Source organism: Cryomorphaceae bacterium 1068 (genome assembly GCA_027214385.1).
Taxonomy (GTDB): Bacteria; Bacteroidota; Bacteroidia; order Flavobacteriales_D; family Cryomorphaceae; genus JAKVAV01.
The window spans coordinates 1-656 of record JAPVXR010000047.1; the positions used below are offsets into that span (position 1 = coordinate 1).

Consider the following 656-nt stretch of genomic DNA (forward strand, 5'->3'; position numbering starts at 1 on the left):
CCGTTTGCTTCGAACTGGAACCAAAGATCTCCTGTAGGCGGAGTAAAAGTACTTCCGCAGTTTGTCAATTCATCACTGATGCTCGCAGCATCGAAATTTCCTGTCAAAGAAGGACCATTGCATTCCAGAACAACTGCTCCACAGGCCTCATCATTCACTGCAGGGAAAATACATGAACCATCGTCAACTGTAGCTTCAGGTGAGAAGTTCAGTGCCTCAGGGTCGATGCAACCGGGAATGTCAAAATCTCCACATCCTACGATCCAGCTCCATCCGTCTAAATATGTTGTACTTCCACTGGCACAACTAACAGAAAAGTCTGTATCAAGCTCCATGTAAAGAGCTCCGGAGTTGGCTGTAACTGAAACACCGGTTAAATCTCCACCGTTGTTTCCGCTAAAGAGAAGCTCACCCGTATTGTCTAATCCATCGTAGATAAAAATGTCATCACAACAAGACTCGATGAGTCCTGACTGGATAAAGAAAACTACAGGCTCTCCATCCGGACTTTCATATACGAATAGCGCTTCATCATTATTATCGTAGCAATAGTCAACCTCTAATCCTTCACCACAAGTAAGTGGAACAGGGCATCCGATAGAAGATATCGACACTATCTCTGAAAGCGGACAAGTCAAGCCCAACACATTCACTTC

1 protein-coding gene is annotated in these 656 nt (G+C 44.8%); it reads right to left on the reverse strand.

All coding sequences use genetic code 11. The features are described from left to right. Positions 1–656: hypothetical protein (locus tag O3Q51_18405; protein MCZ4410795.1), on the reverse strand; the 656-nt coding region annotated here is incomplete at both ends.